At 63.6% G+C, this 18547-nt stretch carries 17 protein-coding genes; 15 read left to right on the top strand and 2 right to left on the bottom strand.

Translation table 11 applies throughout. The features are described 5' to 3' along the window. Positions 1-15: 15 nt before the first annotated feature. The 3 genes from DEM27_RS12765 to DEM27_RS12755 are packed head-to-tail and all read left to right on the top strand — an operon-like array spanning position 16 to position 2907. Positions 16-1893 (top strand): DNA polymerase III subunit gamma/tau, encoded by a 1878-nt coding sequence (locus DEM27_RS12765; RefSeq protein ID WP_109458605.1) that lies wholly within the window; start codon positions 16-18, stop codon positions 1891-1893. A gap of 21 nt (positions 1894-1914) precedes the next feature. Beyond that, on the top strand, positions 1915-2238 hold the full coding sequence (locus DEM27_RS12760; protein WP_109458604.1) for a YbaB/EbfC family nucleoid-associated protein: 324 nt from the start codon (positions 1915-1917) through the stop codon (positions 2236-2238). A gap of 57 nt (positions 2239-2295) precedes the next feature. After that, positions 2296-2907 carry a LysE family translocator gene (locus DEM27_RS12755; protein WP_109458603.1) on the top strand — a complete coding sequence of 204 codons (612 nt, stop codon included), beginning with the start codon at positions 2296-2298 and terminating at the stop codon, positions 2905-2907. On the opposite strand, the gene DEM27_RS12750 is transcribed toward DEM27_RS12755, so the two are convergent. Next, positions 2908-3519, bottom strand: coding sequence for an MOSC domain-containing protein (locus DEM27_RS12750; RefSeq protein ID WP_109458602.1), 612 nt, complete (start codon positions 3517-3519; stop codon positions 2908-2910). Positions 3520-3577: 58 nt separating this feature from the next. Here DEM27_RS12750 and recR point away from each other — a divergent pair, with 58 nt between their 5' ends. From recR to DEM27_RS12685, 12 genes are all read left to right on the top strand, one after another. Continuing rightward, on the top strand, positions 3578-4183 hold the full coding sequence (gene recR, locus DEM27_RS12745; RefSeq protein WP_109458601.1) for a recombination mediator RecR: 606 nt from the start codon (positions 3578-3580) through the stop codon (positions 4181-4183). A gap of 12 nt (positions 4184-4195) precedes the next feature. After that, on the top strand, positions 4196-5434 hold the full coding sequence (locus DEM27_RS12740; RefSeq protein WP_109458600.1) for a lytic murein transglycosylase: 1239 nt from the start codon (positions 4196-4198) through the stop codon (positions 5432-5434). 246 nt (positions 5435-5680) lie between these two features. After that, positions 5681-6286 (top strand): ribosome maturation factor RimP, encoded by a 606-nt coding sequence (gene rimP, locus DEM27_RS12735; RefSeq protein WP_109458674.1) that lies wholly within the window; start codon positions 5681-5683, stop codon positions 6284-6286. Positions 6287-6332: 46 nt separating this feature from the next. After that, positions 6333-7955 carry a transcription termination factor NusA gene (nusA, locus tag DEM27_RS12730; protein ID WP_109458599.1) on the top strand — a complete coding sequence of 541 codons (1623 nt, stop codon included), beginning with the start codon at positions 6333-6335 and terminating at the stop codon, positions 7953-7955. Continuing rightward, positions 7955-8644, top strand: coding sequence for an RNA-binding protein (locus tag DEM27_RS12725; RefSeq protein WP_109458598.1), 690 nt, complete (start codon positions 7955-7957; stop codon positions 8642-8644). The genes nusA and DEM27_RS12725 overlap by 1 nt, the downstream gene beginning before the upstream one ends. A 101-nt stretch (positions 8645-8745) precedes the next feature. Continuing rightward, positions 8746-11493 (top strand): translation initiation factor IF-2, encoded by a 2748-nt coding sequence (gene infB / locus DEM27_RS12720; protein WP_109458597.1) that lies wholly within the window; start codon positions 8746-8748, stop codon positions 11491-11493. 213 nt (positions 11494-11706) lie between these two features. Further along, positions 11707-12090 (top strand): IrmA family protein, encoded by a 384-nt coding sequence (locus tag DEM27_RS12710; protein WP_109458595.1) that lies wholly within the window; start codon positions 11707-11709, stop codon positions 12088-12090. Between the two features lie 153 nt (positions 12091-12243). Beyond that, the gene (gene rbfA, locus DEM27_RS12705; RefSeq protein ID WP_109458594.1) at positions 12244-12651 is read left to right on the top strand and encodes a 30S ribosome-binding factor RbfA; all 408 of its coding nucleotides are present in this window, start codon (positions 12244-12246) and stop codon (positions 12649-12651) included. A gap of 10 nt (positions 12652-12661) precedes the next feature. Further along, entirely contained in the window at positions 12662-13594 is a 933-nt protein-coding gene (truB, locus tag DEM27_RS12700) for a tRNA pseudouridine(55) synthase TruB (protein ID WP_109458593.1), read from the top strand. A 171-nt stretch (positions 13595-13765) separates the two neighbouring features. Next, positions 13766-14035 carry a 30S ribosomal protein S15 gene (gene rpsO, locus DEM27_RS12695; RefSeq protein ID WP_109458592.1) on the top strand — a complete coding sequence of 90 codons (270 nt, stop codon included), beginning with the start codon at positions 13766-13768 and terminating at the stop codon, positions 14033-14035. A gap of 397 nt (positions 14036-14432) precedes the next feature. Next, positions 14433-16586, top strand: a complete 2154-nt coding sequence (pnp, locus tag DEM27_RS12690) for a polyribonucleotide nucleotidyltransferase (protein ID WP_109458591.1) — start codon at positions 14433-14435, stop codon at positions 16584-16586. Between the two features lie 75 nt (positions 16587-16661). Then, a complete protein-coding gene (locus DEM27_RS12685) occupies positions 16662-17678 on the top strand; it encodes a class I SAM-dependent methyltransferase (protein ID WP_109458590.1) in 1017 nt (338 codons plus the stop codon). Between the two features lie 58 nt (positions 17679-17736). Here DEM27_RS12685 and fabI read toward each other — a convergent pair whose 3' ends face one another. Continuing rightward, the gene (gene fabI / locus DEM27_RS12680) at positions 17737-18543 is read right to left on the bottom strand and encodes an enoyl-ACP reductase FabI (protein WP_109458589.1); all 807 of its coding nucleotides are present in this window, start codon (positions 18541-18543) and stop codon (positions 17737-17739) included. Between the last annotated feature and the right edge of the window lie 4 nt (positions 18544-18547).

Below are 18547 nucleotides of genomic sequence, written 5' to 3'. Positions count from 1 at the left end.
AACGCTGGCAGGGCGATGAGCGATACCGAACCGACAACAGCGCAGGCGGGCCAGGGCGGCGCCGGATACCGCGTTCTGGCGCGCAAATATCGCCCCAAGGATTTTTCCGATCTCATGGTCGGCCAGGAGCCGATGGTCCGCACGCTGACCAATGCGTTCGAGACCGGCCGCATCGCCCAGGCCTATATGCTGACCGGCGTGCGCGGCGTCGGCAAGACCACCACCGCCCGTATCCTCGCCCGCGCCCTGAACTACAAGACCGCCGAAATCGACAAGCCGACCATCGACCTGCGCCTGCCCGGCGACCATTGCCAGGCGATCATGGAAGGCCGGCATGTCGACGTCATCGAGATGGACGCCGCCTCCCATACCGGCATCGACGATATCCGGGAAATCATCGAGCAGGTGCGCTACCGGCCGGTGTCGGCGCGGTACAAGGTCTATATCATCGACGAAGTGCACATGCTGTCGACGGCGGCCTTCAACGGCCTGCTGAAGACGCTCGAAGAGCCGCCCGAGCATGTCAAATTCATCTTCGCCACCACGGAAATCCGCAAGGTGCCGATCACGGTGCTGTCGCGCTGCCAGCGCTTCGACCTGCGTCGAATCAGCGCTGCCGATCTCGTCGGGCTGTTCTCCGTCATCGCTGCCAAGGAAGAGATTTCGGTCGATCCCGAAGCGCTGGCGATGATCGCACGAGCCGCCGAAGGCTCGGCGCGCGACGGCCTGTCGCTGCTCGACCAGGCGATCGCCCATGGCGGCGGCGCGGTCGAGGCCGACGCCGTGCGCGCCATGCTCGGTCTGGCCGACCGCGCCCGCATCGTCGATCTCTTCCAGTCTGTCGTCAAAGGTGACGTCGCGGCTGCCCTGCAGGAATTTTCCGCCCAATACGAAGCCGGCGCCAATCCGAGCGTCGTCTTGACCGATTTGGCCGACTTCACCCATCTGGTCACCCGCCTCAAATACGTGCCCGAAGCGGTCAACGATCCGTCGCTGAGCGAGATCGAGCGTACGCGAGGCCGGGAATTTGCCGAAAACATCGCGGTGACGACGCTGTCGCGTATCTGGCAGATGTTGCTGAAGGGCATTCCCGAGGTCGAGACCGCGTCGCGGCCGGCGGGGGCTGCCGAAATGGTGCTGATCCGGCTTGCGCATGCGGCCCACCTTCCGTCGCCGGAAGATGCGGCGCGGCGGCTCGCCGAATTCGCATCTGGCGAGGCACCCGCCCCCCGGTCACTTGCGCCTTCGGGTGGCAATGGCGGCGGCACGCCGGTAGCCTATCAGTCGTCGGTTCTGGCAAGGGCAGCGGAAGCCGCGCCGGCCCGTCCGGCAACGGCACCCGTGACCATGCTTCGTTCCGTGCCCGCGCCGGAAACCAGGCCGGACGCTGTGCCGGTCGGCCGGGTGGAGATGGCGCCCGCTGCGCAGCCCGAACCCAAGGTCAAGATCGCCTCGCTCGCGGATATCGCCGAGCTTTGCACCAAGAACCGTGATCCGAAGCTCAGGGCGCTGTTGCGCGCTTTCGTCGGCCTCGTCGGCCTGGAGCCCGGCCGTATCGAGATCAACCTCAAGCCGGACGCGCCGAAATCGATGGTCGGCGAGTTGCAGAAGCGGTTGGAAGAATGGACCGGCATCCGCTGGATGGTGATCCTCAGCCGCGAGGAAGGCGGGCCGACGCTGGCCGAGGCGGAAGAAAACGACAAGGCGACCCGCCTGCAGGACGCCCGGCAGGACCCCGACGTTGCCGCCATCCTGTCGCGTTTCCCCGGCGCAAAGATCATCGACGTGCGCATCCGTGCACCCGAGGCGGAAGAGGAAGAAAACCAGGCGCTGCCGGCCGCTGCCGAATCGGCCGAGGGCGACATCCTTCCCGGCGACGATATCGAATTCTAAAAAATTCAAAGGAGAAAACCGATGCGCGACATCATGGGCATGATGGGCAAGGTCAAGGAAATGCAGGCCAAGATGGAGCAGATGCAGGCGGAAATCGCCTCCCTGGAAGTCGAAGGCAAGTCCGGCGGCGGCCTCGTGACGGTAAAACTCAACGGCAAGGGCGAAATGCTCGGTCTCAAGATCGACCCGTCGCTGTTCAAGGAAGACGAAGCCGAGATCCTCGAAGACCTGATCGTCGCCGCCCACAAGGATGCCAAGGGCAAGGCCGAGGCAATGACCGCCGAAAAGACCAAGGCGCTGACCGCCGGCCTGCCGATCCCGCCCGGTTTCAAGCTGCCGTTCTGATCTTTCTGGCTGCGCCAGAACCATGCTAGTCTTCCCGCCAACGCCGGGGAGGCCATCATGACGCTGACATCATTGCTTGTTTTTGCCGGGGCGCTGCTGGTGGCGGCCGGCTCGCCGGGGCCGAGCATTGCGGCGCTCGTCGCCCGCGTGCTCTCCAAGGGCTACCGCGACGTGCTGCCCTTCCTCGCTGCGATGTGGATCGGCGAAGCCGTCTGGCTGTCCTTTGCCGTTGCCGGCCTGGCGACGATTGCCGAAACCTTCCACGTCGTCTTCGTGGCGATCAAGTGGCTGGGTGTCGCCTATCTGCTCTACCTCGCCTGGAAGATGTGGTTCGCGCCGGCGACGATGAGCGAGGATGCCCTGCCGGAGCGGACGTCGGCCGCAAAACTGTTCTTCGCCGGCCTGACGGTGACGCTCGGAAATCCGAAGATCATGATGTTTTACGTGGCACTGCTGCCGTCGATCATCGATCTTGCCGGCGTCACGCTCGTCGGCTGGGTGGAACTGGTGGCGACCATGCTGGTGGTGCTGGTCGTCGTCGATTTCGTCTGGGTGGCGACCGCCGCCAAGGCGCGGCAGTTCCTCAAGAGCCCGCGTGCGGTGCGGTTTGCCAACCGCGCCAGCGCCGGCGCCATGGCAGGGGCGGCGGTGGCGATCGCCGCACGCTGATCAGCCTGCCGTCAGAAGCTTGCGGATCTTGGCGCTGATCGGCGCCGAGAGATAACGGGTATGATCGGCTGCGGGAATGCGGCCGTAGGTTTCCATCAGTTCCGGCATCGTCACCTTTTCGCCGCCATAAGGCGTATAGATGACGGGCATGCCCGCCTGGACGACACCACCCGACAGAACACGGCAATAGATGCCCGGTCGCCCGGCCCTGAAATATCGTTTCACGAAAACGGGGTCGTCCATATGCGCCGCGAACGTGGCGCAGGGGATACGCGCCGAGGTGGCCTCCAGTACGATGTCGCCGAAAGCGAACCGGTCGCCGACCGCGACGAGCCGGTTGTCGATGGCCTCGATGACGAGGTTTTCGCCAAACGTGCCGGGCGGAATGGGCCGGCCAAGTTCGGCGGCCCACCAGTCGAGCGTCAGCGACCCCTCGACATAAACCGCCTGCTCGGGACCGCCGTGATGCTTGCGGTTGCAGATCGCGTCGCCAACCAGGCCCTCGGCATCAATCAGCACCGGGCCGTTGACGGGGTGCTTCTCGATGCCGGTCTTGTAGTTCTTGCCGGCGAGCCGTTGTGCGGTGCCGGTCGAGACGGCAAGGATTTTCATCGGTCAAACTCTCGTCAGGGTGATTCCTTCACGGGAAAACATGGGATAAAAGCGCCGGATGGCAAAGCGAGTCACAGGTCCCGAAATCGAAAAACTTATCCAGTTGCTGGCCAAGGTGCCGGGACTGGGGCCGCGCTCCGCCCGCCGGGCGGCGCTGCATCTGGTGAAGAAGAAGGACCAGCTTCTCGGTCCGCTGGCGCATGCCATGGGCGATGCCTACGACAAGGTGAAGGTCTGCTCGACCTGCGGCAATGTCGATACCATCGATCCCTGCACCGTCTGCACCGATATTCGCCGCGACCAGTCGGTGATCATCGTCGTCGAGGATGTCGCCGATCTCTGGGCGCTGGAGCGCGCCGGCGCGATGAATGCCGCCTATCACGTGCTTGGCGGCACGCTGTCGCCGCTCGATGGCGTCGGCCCCGATGACCTCAACATCCGTGGCCTGATCGACCGCGTCCATGAAGGCGGCGTGCGCGAAATCATCATCGCCGTCAACGCCACCGTCGAGGGCCAGACGACGGCCCATTACATCACCGACCAGCTCGCCGGGCTGGAAGTCAAGATCACCCGCCTGGCGCACGGTGTCCCGGTCGGCGGCGAACTGGATTATCTCGACGAGGGAACGCTGACGGCGGCGCTGCGCGCCCGCACGGCCATCTAGGGGAGGAAACGCATGCGGATATCGTTGGTTGTTCTGCTTGTTCTTTCCGTCTTCCTGCCCTTGCCGGCCATGGCGGCCGACAAGGCCGCCATCGAAAAGCAGTTCCGCGCCTGGATCGCCAGGGATCTCGCCCCTGAAGCGGAAAAATCCGGCGTCTCGAAACAGACGATCAGGGCCGCCTTTGACGGCGTGACACTCAACTGGGATCTGCCCGATCTCGTGCCGCCGGGCGAAAAGCCCAAGGGTGAGCAGAAGCAGAGCCAGGCCGAGTTTTCCTCGCCGGCCAGTTACTTTTCCGAGAAACGCCTGCAGGGGCTGGCCGCCTCGGGCAAGACGCTGGCGGCGACGCATGCCGCGACGCTGAAGAAGATCGAGCGCACCTACGGCGTGCCAGGTTCCGTCGTGCTGGCGATCTGGGGCCGTGAAAGCGGTTTTGGCCGCGCCGCCATTCCTTACTCGGCTATCGACGTTCTGGCCACCAAGGCCTTCATGTCCACGCGCAAGGATCTGTTCCGCCGCGAGCTGATCGCCGCGCTGCACATCATCGACGGCGGCGACGTCAAGGCCGGCGAGATGAAGGGGTCGTGGGCCGGTGCCATGGGCCAGCCGCAGTTCCTGCCGACCAGCTACCTGAAATATGCCGTCGATTTCGATGGCGACGGCCATCGCAACATCTGGACCTCGGTGCCGGACAGCCTTGCCTCGATCGCCAACTATCTTGCCAAAAAGGGCTGGAAGGCGAACCGCGACTGGGGGTTCGAAGTGACGATCCCGGCCGGCGTCAGCTGCGCCCAGGAAGGTCCCGATCTCGCAAAACCGCTCGGCGACTGGAGCGCGCTCGGCATCAGGCGTATCACCGGCAAGGCGTTCCCGTCAGGTGAAGCGAAGGCCGAAAGCATGATGTTGTTGCCGGCCGGCCGGCACGGGCCGGAATTCATCGTCTCGCCGAATTTCTACGTCATCAAGGAATACAACAATTCCGACCTCTATGCCCTGTTCATCGGCAATCTTGCCGATCGTATCGCCTTCGGCTCCGGCCCGTTCAAGGCCGAATGGGGCAGCGTCGGCAAGATGTTGCGCTCCGACGTGCTTGCCATGCAGAAGGCGCTGGTGGCCAAGGGCTACGACGTCGGCAAGGTTGACGGCCTGCCCGGATACAAGACCCGCCGGTCGCTCGGCGACTGGCAGCAGAAGAACGGCTTGCAGCCGAGTTGCTATCCCGATGAATCGTTGAAATCGGCGCTTCGGTAAGCAGTTCTTGCAATTTGAACCATTTCGGACTATATGCGTCTCAAATTCTTGATCGACAGATGAAGAGTGGGACCGCGAGGACCCGCTCTTTTTTATTACCGCGATCATGAAACGATCGTTCCGTCCCGCATGTCGAGGCCCGAAATCGACGGGCAACCCTGCGGTGGAGCGAAGATGTCAAGCGGCGTTCCGTCCCATCCCGATGATGGCGGAGGCCGAACGCCAGGAGGGCGTCGATTGTCGGAAATGACCGAACTGCAAGAAAACCAGGAGCCGCGGCTGATCGTCGAGACCGGCGTCGACCTGCGCATCGCCGAAATCATCGAGCCGGTGATCGTCTCGATGGGGTACAAGCTGGTGCGCGTGCGCCTGCTCAACCAGAACGGCCTGACGCTGCAGATCATGGCGGAAAAGAACGACGGCACCATGACCGTCGAAGACTGCGAAGCGCTGTCCATGGCGATTTCACCGGTTTTGGATGTGGAAGATCCGGTCGATAAGGCGTATCATCTTGAAATGTCGTCCCCTGGGATCGACCGGCCGATGGTGCGCAAGTCGGATTTCTCCCGCTGGCTCGGGCACATCGTCAAGTGCGAGACGTCGATCCTGGTCGACAATCGCAAGCGGTTCCGCGGCAAGATCGCTCATGTCGATGCCGACGGTTTTACGCTCGAGCGTGATCAGGTTGCTTACGGCGAGGAGCCGCGGGTCGTCATTCCGTTCAGTGCGCTGGCAGAAGCCAAGCTTATCCTGACCGACGATCTCATTCGCGATGCGCTCCGGGCCGACAAGCTGGCCAAGGCGCAGGCGGCGAACCAGAACGAAAAAGAAGAAGACGAGTCCTTCGAGTAAACAGCCCTTTGCGAGGGCACACTCAATTCAGACCATGGAGACCCAAATGGCAGTCAGTGCGAACCGGCTAGAACTTCTGCAGATCGCGGATGCTGTGGCGCGCGAAAAGGTGATCGACCGGGAGATCGTTCTCGCTGCAATGGCCGATGCCATCCAGAAGGCGGCCCGCTCCCGCTACGGTACCGAATCGAACATCCGCGCCGACATCAACTCGAAGACCGGCGAAATCCGCCTGCAGCGTCTTCTGGAAGTGGTCGAAAAGGCCGACGATTATTCGACGCAGATCCCGCTGGAGCTTGCCCGCGACCGCAACCCGGACGCCAAGCTCGGCGACTTCATCGCCGATCCGCTGCCGCCGATGGATTTCGGCCGCATCGCTGCCCAGTCCGCCAAGCAGGTCATCGTCCAGAAGGTGCGCGAAGCCGAGCGTGACCGCCAGTTCGACGAATTCAAGGATCGCATCGGCGAAATCATCAACGGCACGGTCAAGCGCGTCGAATACGGCAACGTCATCGTCGATCTCGGCCGTGGCGAAGGCATCATCCGCCGCGACGAGATGATCCCGCGCGAAAACATGCGCTACGGCGATCGCGTCCGCGCCTTCGTCTACGACGTCCGCCGCGAGCAGCGCGGCCCGCAGATCTTCCTGTCGCGTACCCATCCGCAGTTCATGGTGAAGCTGTTCACCATGGAAGTGCCCGAGATCTACGACGGCATCATCCAGATCAAGTCGGTTGCCCGCGATCCGGGTTCGCGTGCCAAGATCGCCGTGATCTCCAACGACTCGTCGATCGATCCGGTCGGCGCCTGCGTCGGTATGCGCGGCAGCCGCGTCCAGGCCGTCGTCGGCGAACTGCAAGGCGAAAAGATCGACATCATTCCGTGGTCCAACGAGCCGGCGAACTTCGTCGTCAACGCCCTGCAGCCGGCGGAAGTCTCCAAGGTCGTTCTCGACGAGGATGCCGAGCGCATCGAAGTCGTGGTGCCGGACGAGCAGCTGTCGCTTGCCATCGGCCGCCGCGGCCAGAACGTTCGTCTCGCATCGCAGCTGACCGGCTGGGATATCGACATCATGACGGAGCAGGAAGAGTCCGAGCGCCGCCAGAAGGAATTCAACGAGCGCACCAACCTGTTCATGGACGCGCTCGACGTCGACGAGATGGTCGGCCAGGTGCTGGCTTCGGAAGGTTTTGCCGCCGTCGAGGAACTGGCTTACGTCGATCTCGACGAAATCTCCTCGATCGACGGTTTCGACGAAGACACGGCCGTCGAGATCCAGACGCGTGCCCGTGAATTCCTCGACCGCCTCGAAGCCGAGATGGACGAGAAGCGCAAGGCGCTCGGCGTTGCCGACGAACTGCGCACCATCGACGGCATGACGGCGCAGATGATGGTCGCGCTCGGCGAGGACGGCATCAAGACGGTCGAAGACTTTGCCGGCTGCGCGGCCGACGACCTCGTCGGCTGGTCGGAGCGCAAGGATGGCGAGACGAAGAAGTTCGAGGGCCTGTTCTCGAAGTTCGACGTATCGCGCGTCGAGGCTGAGAACATGATCGTTCAGGCGCGCCTTGCCGCCGGCTGGATCACCGAAGAGGACCTGGCTGCCGAACAGGCCGCCGAGGAAGCCGGAGAAGCTGAGGACGGTGACGCCGCTGAGCAGGACGCGTGATGAACGCGGCCCAATCGGACGAGTTGCCGGGAGATGATGGCGTTGCAGGTGGAGAGATGAACGGTCGCACGTGCATCGTCACTCGCGAAAGCGGCACGCCGGAAACACTGATCCGTTTCGTCGCCGCGCCGGATGGCGCGGTGGTGCCCGACCTGAAGCGTGAGCTTCCCGGGCGGGGCTGCTGGGTGAAGGCCGAGCGCGCCCTGGTCGACAAGGCGGTGGCGAAGAAGCTTTTCGCCCGCGCCCTGAAGGCGGATGTCAAGGCGTCGGGCGATCTCGGCGCCATGGTCGACAGGCTGCTCGTCAAGCAGCTGACCGGAATGATGAACCTCGCCCGCAAGGCGGGGCAACTGGTGATCGGCTCGATGAAGGTCGATGCCGCCGTGCGATCCGGGGAGGCGCTTGCCGTCTTCCATTCGCTCGACGCCGCTGACGACGGCGTGAGAAAGATCGACCAGGCCCGCAAGGCCTGGCACCTCGGAATGGAGACCGAGGAGGAAATACCTTCGTTTCGCTTCTTCAACGATGCGGAATTGGAGGACCTGATGGGCCAGAATGCTTTTATCCATGCCGCGGCGCTTGCAGGGCAGGCGGGTGAGGGTGTAGTGAAGCGCGCAAACCTGCTCGAACAGTACCGCAATGGCGGTCAGTCCCGGGCATCTGGCGGCGCTGGCCGGCAAAGGCAATGACGCGGTCACCGGCAAGAGCCGGGCGCGGGATCGAGATACAGGAATTGAACGACGGGAGTTGATGGGTCGCCATCCGCTCCTGTCCGAAGGAACGGAACGGAATGACCGACAACAACGACGACAAGACAATCAGCGTACCGGGCAAGAAGACCCTCACCCTGAAGCCCTCCGGCGTCAGCCAGGGAACGGTGCGTCAGGATATGGGCCGCGGTCGCACGAAAGCGGTCGTGGTCGAAACCCGTAAGCGGCGCCCGATGCGCCCTGAAGACGAAAAACCGATAACGCCGAGCGCACCGCCGGTGGTTGCCGCCAAGCCTGCCGAAGCACAGCCCGTGCAGGCACGCCCGGCCACCCCGTCGGCCCAGCCGACGCGCATTCACCAGCCGAACCAGCAGCGTCCGCAGCAGGGTTACCAGCAGCGCCAGGATCGTGACCGCGACAACAGGGATCGCGACCGTGATCGTCCGCGTGGCGGCGCCGTGCTGCACGGCCTGTCCGCCGGCGAAATGGAAGCCCGCCGCCGCGCGCTGCAGGAAGCCCAGGCCCGCGATCTCGAGGACGCCAAGCGTCGCGCCGAGGAAGAAGCCCGCGCCGTCGCCGAACGCGAGGAAGCTGTCCGCCGCGCCGCCGAAGAGGCGGCTGCTGCCGCTGCGTCCGCGTCCGCACAGGAAAATGCCACGCCGGCTGCTCCGGCTACCGCCGAGATACAGGCCAAGGCCGCGCCGTCGGTGACGCCGACTGCCCGCCGTGCCGACGGCCGGCCGCAGGGCGGTGCGCCGCGTCCGGCCTCCGCGCCGGCAGCAACGCCTGCCGCGCCCGGTCTCAACCGTCGCAAGCCGGATTCCGAAGAGGAAGAAAACCGCGGCGCCAACCGTGGCGGCGGTACTCCGGTCCGCGGCAAGGTCGTTCGTCCCGAGCCGGCCAAGCCGACCCGCGTCAAGACCGAGGACGAGCGCCGCCGCGGCAAGCTGACGGTGACCGCCGCCAGCGTCGACGACGAAGGCGGGACGCGCACGCGTTCGCTTTCGGCCATGCGCCGCCGCCAGGAGAAATTCCGCCGCAGCCAGATGCAGGAAACCCGCGAAAAGGTCATGCGCGAAGTCATCCTGCCGGAAACCATTACCATTCAGGAACTGTCGCAGCGTATGGCCGAGCGGGCCGTCGACGTCATCAAGTACCTGATGAAGGAAGGCCAGATGATGAAGCCGGGCGACGTCATCGACGCCGACCTGGCTGAACTGATCGCCGGCGAATTCGGCCACACCGTCAAGCGCGTTTCGGAATCCGACGTCGAAGAGGGTATCTTCAACGTTGCCGACGACGAAGGCGAAATGGTGCCGCGTCCTCCGGTCGTCACCATCATGGGTCACGTCGACCACGGCAAGACCTCGCTGCTCGACGCCATCCGCCATGCCAACGTCGTGGCGGGCGAAGCCGGCGGCATCACGCAGCATATCGGCGCCTACCAGGTGGAGCAGAACGGCCAGAAGATCACCTTCATCGACACCCCCGGCCACGCGGCGTTCACCGCCATGCGTGCCCGTGGCGCCCAGGCCACCGACATCGCCATCCTCGTGGTTGCGGCCGACGACAGCGTCATGCCGCAGACGATCGAATCGATCAACCACGCCAAGGCGGCCGGCGTGCCGATCATCGTGGCGATCAACAAGGTCGACAAGCCGACGGCAGACGTCCAGCGTGTCCGCACGCAGCTGCTGCAGCACGAAGTCTTTGTCGAATCCATGGGCGGTGAAGTGCTCGACGTCGAGGTTTCGGCCAAGAACGGCACCAACCTCGACAAGCTGCTCGAAGCCATCCTGCTGCAGGCCGAAATCCTCGACCTGCGCGCCAACCCGAACCGCACGGCGGAAGGCACGGTCATCGAAGCCGAGCTCGACCGCGGCCGCGGTGCGGTGGCGACGGTGCTCGTCCAGAAGGGCACGCTGCGTCCGGGCCAGATCGTCGTTGCCGGCGATCAGTGGGGCCGTGTGCGCGCGCTGGTCACCGACAAGGGCGAACACGTCAAGGAGGCCGGTCCGGCCATGCCGGTCGAAGTCCTCGGTCTTTCGGGAACCCCGGCAGCCGGCGACAAGTTCGCCGTCGTCGAGAACGAAAGCCGTGCGCGTGAAATCTCCGAATATCGCCAGCGTCTGGCCCGCGACAAGGCGGCTGCCCGCCAGTCCGGTTCGCGCGGTTCGCTCGAGCAGATGATGAGCCAGCTGCAGACCTCCGGCGTGAAGGAATTCCCGCTGGTGATCAAGGGCGACGTGCAGGGCTCGATCGAAGCCATCGCCGGCGCGCTCGAAAAGCTCGGCACCGACGAAGTGCGTGCCCGTATCGTCCATTCGGCGGTCGGCGGCGTGACGGAATCGGATATTTCGCTGGCCGAAGCATCCAGCGCCGCCATCATCGGCTTCAACGTCCGTGCCAACAGCCAGGCCCGTTCGCTGGCCGAGCGCGAAGGCATCGAGATCCGTTACTACAACATCATCTACGATCTGGTGGATGACGTGAAGGCGGCGATGTCCGGCCTGCTCTCGCCGGAGCGTCGCGAAACCTTCCTCGGCAATGCCGAGATCCTGGAGGTGTTCAACATCACCAAGGTCGGCAAGGTCGCGGGTTGCCGCGTCGTCGAAGGCAAGGTGGAGCGTGGTGCCGGCGTTCGCCTCGTGCGCGACAACGTCGTCATCCACGAAGGCAAGCTCAAGACCCTCAAGCGCTTCAAGGACGAAGTCTCGGAAGTGCCGGTCGGCCAGGAATGCGGCATGGCCTTCGAAAACTACGAAGACATCCGCGCCGGCGACACCATCGAGTGCTTCCGCGTCGAACATATCACGCGGACGCTCTAAACTTCCGGTGTCTCCGACCTATGTTACAAACCGCCGGCCTTGCGCCGGCGGTTTTTTTTGAGCAATTCCAGCAAAAGTGCGGAGCGGTTCTGCGTCCGGAATTGCGATAGAGACAAAGAAACGGAGCGTTTTCGCGTTTCGACGAAGTGCGAAAATTCTCCAATTGGAATCCGCCGCTGACACGTCATGCGGAGACAGGCACCGGAGATCGCCATGTTCGCCCAGTTCTTTTCCCTCGTCCTCGTCAACACTTACAGCTGGTTCGGCGGCCAGGGCTATTGCGCCTATGATTTCGCCGTGATCGAGCAGGCGAATGCTTACGAGAATGTCCAGATCACCCTGCGTCCGCAATACGATCCGCAGAACACCGCCTCCGGCAACACGGAGCTTCAGGACGAGACGATCACGCTGGAATCGCTCGGCACGTCGGGAATGGATTCCCAGCAGGCGGTGAAGATCGAGACCGATTGCAATGTCACCGGCTTTGCCGTGGTGAGGGCGACGGCCAATGCGGACGGAAGGCAGGTGGATCTGCTGAGGGAAAAAGCGGTCGAGATCCAGTCCTATCAGCCGCTGCGCCTGACGATTGGCGAATGAAGCGGGGCGCGGATCTTGCCCGCCACGGCCTAAAAGCCGTTCCCCCCGGGCATTTCACGCGCTGCATGGTCGCTTTGGCTTGATTTTTCCCACGGAAAGAGTCATTGCACCGCCTTTATGTGCGTTCCCTTGAGCGCTGCAAACGGAAAAACCATGACAAGAGCAACCTCCTCGGCGCCTTCGCAGCGCATGTTGCGTGTTGGCGAACAGGTGCGCGCCGCGATCACGCAGGTGCTGCAACGGGGCGAAGTGCGCGACGACCTGATCGAGAAGACGGTGATTTCCATCTCGGAAGTCCGCATGTCGCCCGATCTCAAGATCGCCACCGCCTATGTGACGCCGCTCGGCGTCGCCGACCATACGGGCGTCATCGCCGCGCTCAACCGCAATGCCAAGTTCATCCGCGGCCGGCTGGGCAACCAACTCCGGCAAATGAAATATATGCCGGAAGTGCGTTTCCGTGACGACACCTCCTTCGACAACTACAGCAAGATCGATGCGCTTCTCCGCTCGCCGGAAGTCCAGCGCGACCTCGATGCTGACGCCGAAGACGAGAAGTAGAAGAAAAAGCATGTCAAAACCCCGCAAGCCTAAGGGCCGGCCGATTTCCGGCTGGCTGATCCTCGACAAGCCGGTGGATTTCGGCTCGACCGAAGCCGTTTCCAAGATCAAATGGCTGTTCAACGCCCAGAAGGCCGGCCATGCCGGCACGCTCGACCCCTTGGCGTCGGGCATGCTGCCGATTGCGCTTGGCGATGCGACCAAGACCGTGCCCTACGTCATGGATGGCCGCAAGATCTACGAATTCACCGTCAGCTGGGGTGAGGAACGCTCGACCGACGATCTCGAAGGCGATGTCACCCAGTCTTCCGACCGGCGCCCGACTGAGGAGGCGATCCGCGCCCTGCTGCCGAACTATACCGGCACGATCAGCCAGATCCCGCCGCAGTTTTCGGCGATCAAGATCGACGGCAACCGCGCCTACGATCTCGCCCGCGAAGGCGAGGTGGTGGAGATCCCCTCACGCGAGGTCGAGGTCTTCCGCCTGACGCTGCTGGCCTGCCCGGATGCCGATACGGCGCATTTCGAGGTGGAGTGCGGCAAGGGCACCTATGTGCGGGCCCTGGCGCGCGATTTCGGTCGCGATCTCGGCTGCTATGGCCATATCTCACAACTTCGCCGCACCTTCGTCGCCCCGTTCGCCGAAGAGGTGATGGTGCCGCTGGCCACGCTGACGGCGCTGGAAGCGATCGAGGACCGCGACGAGCGGATCGCCGCGCTCGACGCCTTTCTCATCGATACCGGCGAAGCCTTGTCGGCCCTGCCGCATATCGTCATCTCCGACGACCAGGCACATCGCCTGAAAATGGGCAATCCCATCCTGCTGCGTGGCCGGGATGCGCCGGTGGCCGAATCCGAGGCTTATGCCACGGCGCGCGGCAAGCTGATCGCCATCGGCGAGATCGGCGAAGGCGAGTTCCGTCCAAAGCGCGTCTTCGCCTGACGGTTACCGCAACGGACCGCAAGGATCGGGAAGAGCGTGCCTCTTCCCTTTGCGCCCTGAATGGTTTATAGGCAGCGCCAGCACACGGGGTTCCGTTGCTTTTCGCGGCCAAAGCTGGACGACATCCCGGCTTTTGGCGACTTGTTTCCTCCTCTTAGAAAGGATTGTCCGATGTCGATCACTGCTGAGCGCAAGGCGCAACTCATCAAGGAATACGCAACCGTTGAAGGCGACACCGGTTCTCCGGAAGTTCAGGTCGCGATCCTTACCGAGCGCATCAACAACCTGACCGAGCACTTCAAGGGCCACAAGAAGGACAACCACTCCCGTCGTGGTCTCCTGACGATGGTTTCCAGCCGCCGCTCGCTTCTTGACTACCTCAAGAAGAAGAACGAAGGCCGTTACTCCAAGCTGATTTCCAGCCTGGGTATCCGCCGCTAAGATTGCCTGGCGGGCCGCCTCGTGACGGGGCGCCCGCCAGTTCTTTAAGGGCCTTGGCCCTTGTACTTCATCCGATGGCGCCTCTGTGTTGCCGCAGTCGGATGCTGTAAGACCGGCAGGCCCGGATGGGCCGGATCTGCCAGAACCAACCGATGACCTGTCATGGGGCAGGATTGCCGGATGCTTTTGCCGAAGTTTTCGGCGGCGGTGCAGGAGAAAACCCCGCAAGGGGCGCACCGGACGAACGGCCTTGCCTGCCGCGTGCAAAGAGGATGCGCGCCGCCCCGGCCAATGAAGCCTCCCGTTGTCTTGCCCGTGATACGTCATATTTATGCGGCCTGAGCCGGTCCGTCGCACACCAGCGCGGCCCGCTTTCCGCATCATGTAAGGACAAGATATGTTCGATACCCATACCGTTGAAATCGAGTGGGCCGGCCGCCCGCTCAAGCTCGAAACCGGCAAGATCGCCCGCCAGGCCGACGGCGCCGTTCTCGCGACTTACGGCGAAACCGTCGTTCTCGCCACCGTCGTTTCGGCAAAGGCGCCGAAGCCGGGCCAGGACTTCTTCCCGCTGACCGTCAACTACCAGGAAAAGACCTATGCCGCCGGCAAGATCCCGGGTGGCTACTTCAAGCGCGAAGGCCGCCCGAGCGAAAACGAAACCCTCGTTTCCCGCCTGATCGACCGCCCGATCCGCCCGCTTTTCCCGGAAGGCTACAAGAACGACACCCAGGTCGTCGTCACCGTCGTCCAGCACGACCTTGAAAACAACCCGGACATCCTGTCCATGGTTGCCACCTCCGCAGCCCTGACGCTCTCCGGCGTTCCGTTCATGGGTCCGGTCGGCGGCGCCCGCGTCGGCTACATCAACGGCGAATACGTTCTCAACCCGCATCTCGACGAGATGGACGAGTCCTCGCTCGACCTCGTCGTCGCCGGCACCCAGGACGCCGTGCTGATGGTTGAATCCGAAGCCAAGGAACTCAACGAAGAGATCATGCTCGGCGCCGTCATGTTCGGCCACAAGGGCTTCCAGCCGGTGATCGACGCGATCATCCAGCTTGCCGAAGTCGCCGCCAAGGAGCCGCGCGACTTCCAGCCGGAAGACTATTCCGAACTCGAAGGCGAAATGCTCAAGCATTTCGAGGCCGAGCTGCGCGAAGCCTACAAGATCACCCAGAAGGCCGTTCGTTACGCCGCCGTCGACGCCGTCAAGGCCAAGGTCAAGGCCCACTTCCTGCCGGAAGGCGCCGTCGAGCTGAAGTACACGCCCGAAGAAGTCGGCGCCATCTTCAAGCACCTGCAGGCCAAGATCGTTCGCTGGAACATTCTCGACACCAAGAGCCGCATCGACGGCCGCGACCTGGAAACCGTTCGTCCGATCGTCTCGGAAGTCGGCCTGCTGCCGCGCACCCACGGCTCTGCCCTGTTCACCCGCGGCGAGACCCAGGCGATCGTCGTCGCCACGCTCGGCACCGGCGAAGACGAGCAGTATGTCGACAGCCTGACCGGCATGTACAAGGAACGCTTCCTTCTGCACTACAACTTCCCGCCTTATTCCGTCGGTGAAACCGGCCGCATGGGTTCGCCGGGCCGCCGCGAAATCGGCCATGGCAAGCTCGCATGGCGCGCCATCCGCCCGATGCTGCCGTCTGCCGAGCAGTTCCCCTACACGCTGCGCGTCGTTTCCGAGATCACCGAGTCGAACGGCTCGTCGTCGATGGCCACGGTCTGCGGCACCTCGCTCGCCCTGATGGACGCCGGCGTTCCGATCGCCAAGCCGGTTGCCGGTATCGCCATGGGCCTGATCCTCGAAGGCGACCGTTTCGCCGTCCTCTCCGACATCCTCGGTGACGAAGATCATCTCGGCGACATGGACTTCAAGGTCGCCGGCACCGCCGACGGCATCACCTCGCTGCAGATGGACATCAAGATCGCCGGTATCACCGAGGAGATCATGAAGGTCGCGCTCAACCAGGCGCAGGGCGGCCGCAAGCACATCCTGAGTGAAATGGCCAACGCCATCACCGAAAGCCGCGGCCAGCTCGGCGAATTCGCTCCGCGCATCGAAGTGATGAACATCCCGGTCGACAAGATCCGTGAAGTCATCGGTTCGGGCGGCAAGGTCATCCGCGAAATCGTCGAAAAGACCGGCGCCAAGATCAACATCGAGGACGACGGCACCGTCAAGATCGCCTCGTCCTCCGGCAAGGAGATCGAAGCGGCCCGCAAGTGGATCCACTCGATCGTTGCAGAACCGGAAGTCGGCCAGGTCTATGAAGGCACGGTCGTCAAGACCGCCGACTTCGGCGCCTTCGTCAACTTCTTCGGCGCCCGTGACGGCCTCGTGCACATCTCGCAGCTCGCTTCCGAGCGCGTTGCCAAGACCCAGGACGTCGTCAAGGAAGGCGACAAGGTCTGGGTCAAGCTGATGGGTTTCGACGAGCGCGGCAAGGTTCGCCTCTCCATGAAGGCTGTCGACCAGGCAACCGGCAAGGAAGTTGCCGGCGAAGACAAGAAGAAGAAGGACGACGGCGAAGCCGCCGAATAATCGGCCACGCTGTTGCGAGTTCGAGGCGCGGGATGATTTCCGCGCCTTTTTCTTATTTCACTCATGAGGTGTTTCATGGCCCGCGATGCCGTCAAGACCCTGTTCCATCCCTTTGCCAGCGGCGTGGTGCAAAACCCTGCCGCCGGCGAACGTGTCCTGTTCCTCGGCGCCGAAGCGGGTTTTGCCCTGCCGAAGGGATTTGAGGCGACGCTTGTTCCGGTGCAGGGCCAGAGGGCGCTGTTCCGTCCGCTGCAGGCCGCCTATCCCGATGTGGCGCCGGTGCTGGAGGAGGGCGCCTACGACCACGCCCTCGTGCTCTGCGGCAAACACAAGGGCGAGAACGAGGATCGGATCGCCACGGCGTTGACCCAGGTGCGCGAAGGCGGCACCATCGTCATCGCCGGAGCCAAGGAAGACGGAATCCAGTCGTTGCGCAAGCGTCTCGAAGGGTTCGGGCTGAATGCTGAATCGACGCCAAAATATCATGGCGTCGCCCTTTCGTTTTTCCGGCCCGCCGATGTGTCGGCTGCCGTCGCCAGGTTTGCAAGGCAGCCGGTGCGCGTCGAGGGCCGTTTCGACACGGCTGCCGGCATGTTCTCCCACGACCGCATCGACGCCGGTTCGGAGCTGCTGGCGGCACGCCTGCCGACCGACTTTGACGGCAACGCCGCCGACTTCGGCGCCGGCTGGGGTTATCTTTCGGTGGAATTGGCAAAACGGTCGCCGCGGACCAACCGCATCGACCTCTACGAGGCCGATTACGAGGCGCTGGAGAGCGCCAAGGCCAACCTGGCAGCCAACTGCCCGGATACGCCGGCGCGTTTCTTCTGGCACGATCTGGCGGCCGAAGACATCCGCGACAAATACGACTTCGTCATCATGAACCCGCCCTTCCATGAGGGGCACGCCGCCGAGCCTTCGCTTGGTCAGGCTTTCATCCGCCGCGCCGCCGGCGTCTTGAAGAATGGCGGCCGCCTGCTGCTGGTCGCCAATCGCGGCCTGCCCTACGAGCCGGTGCTGGCGGAAGGGTTCAAGGAAAGCGGCGAGGTTTGCCGCAACGCCCGCTACAAGGTGTTGTGGGCGCGCAAATAGGATCGGATACGAAAATGGCCGCGGAAGCGGCCATTTTTATGTCTGTCACCCGCAGGTTTCAATCGCTGTCGGCGCGGCGCAGGTGCTCCAGCGTCGGCATCGAGGTGATGTTGTAACCGGCGTCGACATAGTGGATCTCGCCGGTGACGCCGCTGGAGAGATCGGAGAGCAGGTACAGCGACGAGGCGCCGACATCCTCGATCGTCACGGTGCGGCGCAAGGGCGAATTCTTCTGCTGCCAGGAGAGCATGGCGCGGGCATCGGAAATGCCGGCGCCGGCCAGCGTGCGGATCGGGCCGGCCGAGATGGCATTGACGCGGATGCCCCGCGGGCCGTAGTCGCCGGCGAGATACCGCACCGAAGCCTCGAGCGCCGCCTTGGCAACACCCATGACGTTGTAGTTCGGCATCAGCCGCACGGAACCGCCATAGGTGAGCGTCAGCATCGTGCCGCCCGGACCCATGAGTTCGGCGGCGCGCTTGGCGATTTCCGTGAAGGAGAAGCAGGAGATCACCATGGTGCGGGTGAAGTTTTCCCGCGTGGTGTTGGCGTAGAGCCCCTTCAATTCATTCTTGTCGGAAAAACCGATGGCGTGGACGACGAAGTCCAGGCCGCCCCAGCGTTCCTTGATCGCGGCGATGACCGCATCGACGGAAGCGATGTCCTCGACGTCGCAGGGCAGCAGGAAATCCGAGTTCAGTTCCGCCGCCAGCGGCTTGACGCGCTTGCCGAGCGCCTCGCCCTGGTAGGTGAAGGCGAGTTCGGCGCCCTGTGCCGCCAGCGCCTTGGAAATGCCCCAAGCGATCGAATGGTTGTTGGCGACCCCCATGATGAGACCGCGCTTGCCCTGCATGATTCCCGTCATGAAA

Source organism: Rhizobium album (genome assembly GCF_003122325.1).
Lineage (GTDB): Bacteria > Pseudomonadota > Alphaproteobacteria > Rhizobiales > Rhizobiaceae > Metarhizobium > Metarhizobium album.
The sequence above is the reverse complement of the archived record's forward strand: the minus strand, read 5'-3'. Positions and strand labels throughout refer to the sequence as shown.